Annotated in this window: 5 protein-coding genes; all 5 read left to right on the top strand. The window is 63.2% G+C overall.

Translation table 11 applies throughout. From position 1 onward, the window contains the following. Positions 1 to 237 (top strand): proton-translocating transhydrogenase family protein (locus tag WB528_RS28090; RefSeq protein ID WP_423892669.1); only part of this gene is annotated, 237 nt, incomplete at its 5' end. A gap of 46 nt (positions 238 to 283) precedes the next feature. Further along, positions 284 to 1681 (top strand): NAD(P)(+) transhydrogenase (Re/Si-specific) subunit beta, encoded by a 1398-nt coding sequence (locus WB528_RS28085; protein ID WP_423892667.1) that lies wholly within the window; start codon positions 284 to 286, stop codon positions 1679 to 1681. A gap of 30 nt (positions 1682 to 1711) precedes the next feature. Beyond that, on the top strand, positions 1712 to 2809 hold the full coding sequence (locus WB528_RS28080; protein WP_423892665.1) for a calcium:proton antiporter: 1098 nt from the start codon (positions 1712 to 1714) through the stop codon (positions 2807 to 2809). Positions 2810 to 2827: 18 nt separating this feature from the next. Further along, positions 2828 to 3112, top strand: coding sequence for a cupin domain-containing protein (locus WB528_RS28075; protein WP_423892663.1), 285 nt, complete (start codon positions 2828 to 2830; stop codon positions 3110 to 3112). A 73-nt stretch (positions 3113 to 3185) separates the two neighbouring features. Further along, on the top strand, positions 3186 to 3845 hold a 660-nt coding region (locus tag WB528_RS28070; protein ID WP_423892660.1), incomplete at its 3' end, for a hypothetical protein.

Below are 3845 nucleotides of genomic sequence, written 5' to 3'. Positions count from 1 at the left end.
GTCGTGTGGTCGGTCACCCCTGCGCTGCATACACCGCTGATGTCGGTGACCAACGCGATTTCCTCGGTGATCGTGGTCGGCGCGCTGCTCGCGGTCGGCGTCGGACTGGTCTCGAGCGGCAGCGGCTGGGCGCGCGGTTTCGGCTTCGTCGCGCTGACCTTCGCCTGCGTCAACATCTTCGGCGGCTTCCTGGTCACCCAGCGCATGCTGGCGATGTACAGGAAGAAGTCAAAGTGAGCGGCAATCACCTCGGGGTGAAAAGGCAAACGGGGGACGACCTGAGATGAGCGCCAATCTTTCCGCAGTGTTGTATCTGGTGGCAGGTGTGCTGTTCATCCTGTCGCTGCGCGGGCTGTCGAGCCCGGCATCTTCGCGGCAGGGCAATTTCTTCGGCATGATCGGCATGGCGATCGCGGTGGCGACGACGCTGGCCTCTCATCCGCCGGCCGATGGCATCGCCTGGATTCTGGTGATTCTCGGCGTTGCGATCGGCGGCAGCATCGGCGCGGTAATCGCGCGCCGCGTACCGATGACCTCGATGCCGGAACTGGTCGCGGCGTTCCACTCGCTGGTCGGCATGGCCGCGGTGCTGGTCGCAGCCGGCGCCTTCTACGCGCCGGAAGCCTTCGACATCGGTATACCCGGCCACATTCATTCGCAAAGCCTGATAGAGATGTCTCTCGGCGTCGCCATCGGCGCCTTGACCTTCACAGGCTCGGTCATCGCGTTCCTGAAATTGTCGGCCCGGATGAGCGGCGCACCGATCATCCTGCCGTTCCGCCACGTCATCAACATCGTGCTCGCGCTGGCATTGGTGTTTTTCATCGTCGGCCTCGTGACGTCCGGCAGCGCGATCGACTTCTGGCTCATCACCATCCTCGCGCTCGCGCTTGGCGTGCTCATGATCGTTCCGATCGGCGGCGCCGACATGCCGGTCGTGATCTCGATGCTCAACTCCTATTCCGGCTGGGCGGCAGCCGGCATCGGATTCACGCTCGGCAATTCGGCGCTGATCATTACCGGCGCGCTGGTCGGCTCCTCCGGCGCGATCCTGTCCTACATCATGTGCCACGCGATGAATCGCTCGTTCATCTCGGTGATCCTCGGCGGATTCGGCGGCGAGACCGCGGCGGCCGGCGGGGGCAGCGGCGAACAGAAGCCGGCCAAGCTAGGTTCTGCGGACGATGCCGCCTTCATCATGAAGAACGCCTCCAAGGTCATCATCGTGCCGGGCTATGGCATGGCGGTGGCGCAGGCGCAGCACGCGTTGCGCGAGATGGCCGACATGCTCAAGAAGGAAGGCGTCGAGGTGAAATACGCCATTCACCCGGTCGCGGGCCGCATGCCCGGCCACATGAACGTCCTGCTCGCCGAAGCCAACGTTCCCTATGACGAAGTGTTCGAGCTCGAGGACATCAACTCGGAGTTTGCGCAGGCCGACATCGCTTTTGTAATCGGCGCCAACGACGTCACCAACCCGGCCGCCGAAGATGACAAGACATCGCCGATCTACGGCATGCCGGTGCTGCAGGTGTGGAAGGCCGGCACGGTGATGTTCATCAAGCGCTCGCTCGCGTCCGGCTATGCCGGCATCGACAATCCCTTGTTCTATCGCGACAACACCATGATGCTGCTTGGCGATGCCAAGAAAGTCACCGAGAACATCGTCAAGGCGATGTGAGGCCGCGAGCGCCCTGCGAGGTCGCGATCCATGAGCCTGCACGGAGCGATGCCGAAATCGGCTTGGATATTTCCGGCCTTGGCGGTTCTGCTGTTCGTAGCCGCGACTGCAGCCGGCTACCGGTTTGCGCCTTCGCCCGCTGGGCTGGCGTTCGCGGCCGTCTTGCTCCTGATCCTGTTCGGCACGGTCTTTGCGGCCGTCCATCACGCGGAAGTCGTCGCGGAGCGGATCGGCGAACCCTTCGGCACGCTGCTCCTGACGCTCTCCGTCACCATCATCGAGGTCGCACTGATCGCCACCATCATGCTCGGCGAAAAATCCGTGACCACACTGGCGCGCGATACGGTGTTCGCGGTGGTGATGATCGTCTGCAACGGGCTGGTCGGCCTCTGCATCCTGGCCGGCGGCCTGCGTTACCGCGAGCAGGACATCCAGGTCAGCGGATCGAGCCTCTATCTCAGCGTTCTCGCGGTGCTCGCGACCATCACGCTGATCATGCCCAATTATACGCTGACCACGCCCGGACCGATCTATTCGGCGGGCCAGCTCGGTTTCGTCAGTACCGTTACCATCCTGCTCTACGGCGTATTCCTCTACACGCAGACGGTGCGGCATCGCGACTATTTCGTCGCGGATGCGGCGGCCGCGGCCCATGAGGGTCCGCAGGCATCGAAAAGGGTGATCCTTCTCAGCGCGGGGCTGTTGCTGGTGTCGCTCCTGGCCGTGGTGCTGCTGGCGAAGAAGTTCTCCCAGGTGGTCGATGCCGGCGCAGCCCTGATCGGCGCACCACCGGCATTCGCCGGCATTCTGGTGGCGCTGTTGATCCTGATGCCGGAGGGGGTCGCGGCCATCGCCGCGGCGCGCCGGAACGATCTGCAAAAGAGCATTAACCTTGCGCTTGGCTCTTCGCTCGCCACCATCGGCCTGACGATCCCCGCGGTAGCGATCGCCGCCTACGAGCTCGACAAGCAGCTCGTGCTGGGGCTTTCGTCCCAGGACATGGTGCTGCTGGTTTTGACGTTGCTGCTTAGCCTGCTGACGCTGGGAAGTGGCCGTACCAACATCCTTTTCGGGCTGGTCCACCTTGTGGTATTTGCGGTATTCTTGTTCATGGTGTTCGTTCCCTGAACGGGAGAAAAGCCGAAAATGCAAAGCGCCGCGTCGGATGTCCAGGTCGACACCCCGGAGGTGCGCGTGACCCGATGGCGGCTCGCTCCCGGAACCGCCACGGGGCACCATACTCATGAGATGGATTATGTTATCGTGCCGGTGACCGCGGGCGAGATGACAATTGTGGCGCCTAGCGGCGAGCGCTCGAAAGCCCAGCTTGGGGTCGGCCAGTCATATTTCCGTAAGGCTGGCGTTCAACATGATGTGCTCAACGAAAGTGCATCCGAGATCGTATTTCTGGAAGTGGAGTTGAAACCATAACCCCATCGTTTACCGAATTGCCACCGATCTGCCTCAAATCTCGGGCATCTGAGCCCGCGCGGGAGTGGTCGGCATGCTGAAACTGGTTTCAAAATTTGCGATGGACATTTTTCCGTCGGTGATTGCGACCATCCTCGGCGCCTACATCGTCAATCACTACATTAACAACAAGACGCCCGCGGCTGGCGCTACCGCGGCAGCGATATCCACGGCTGAGCCGAAAAAGGCCGTTTCGAAGGCTGATTCGAAGCCGGTCGAGAAATCGGCCGACCTTGGCAACAAGCTTGAGCCGGGTGTCCGGGCGAAGGGTATCTCCGAAAAGGCCATGATCGATAAGTCGGCTGCCGAAAAGGCGCCCGTCGAAAAGGCCAACGACAAGGCTGATCGGTCCTCCGAGACCGCCAGTATTCCTCCGGTTGCACCGGCGGCGGAGACGCGTCGTCACCAGCCGCCGCGCGAAAAGGCCGCTTCCAAGACCGCTCCGGCTCCCGCACCAGCCGCCGAGCCTGTCGTGGCTGCCCCTCCCACTACCGCGCCAGTCGAGGCTTCCACGACCCCGGACGCCAACGATCTGGCACGCGCGGCGATCGAGCGCCTGCGCGGCAGCGAGCCTACCCCCCGGGTACAGGCAGCAGAACCGCCCAAGGAATTCCCCAAGCCAGCGGAACCGCCCCGCGTCGCCACGGCACCAGCCGCGCCGGCGCCTGCACCCGTGCCGGTCGTTGCCGCACCC

The organism is Bradyrhizobium sp. (assembly GCF_049586575.1).
Classification (GTDB): domain Bacteria; phylum Pseudomonadota; class Alphaproteobacteria; order Rhizobiales; family Xanthobacteraceae; genus Bradyrhizobium.
The sequence above is the reverse complement of the archived record's forward strand: the minus strand, read 5'-3'. Positions and strand labels throughout refer to the sequence as shown.

Excerpts from the sequence above, each read along its gene's own strand:
- WB528_RS28080 (WP_423892665.1), top strand. The coding sequence starts at position 1,712 with ATGAGCCTGCACGGAGCGATGCCGAAATCGGCTTGGATATTTCCGGCC.
- WB528_RS28085 (WP_423892667.1), top strand. The coding sequence starts at position 284 with ATGAGCGCCAATCTTTCCGCAGTGTTGTATCTGGTGGCAGGTGTGCTG.
- WB528_RS28075 (WP_423892663.1), top strand. The coding sequence starts at position 2,828 with ATGCAAAGCGCCGCGTCGGATGTCCAGGTCGACACCCCGGAGGTGCGC.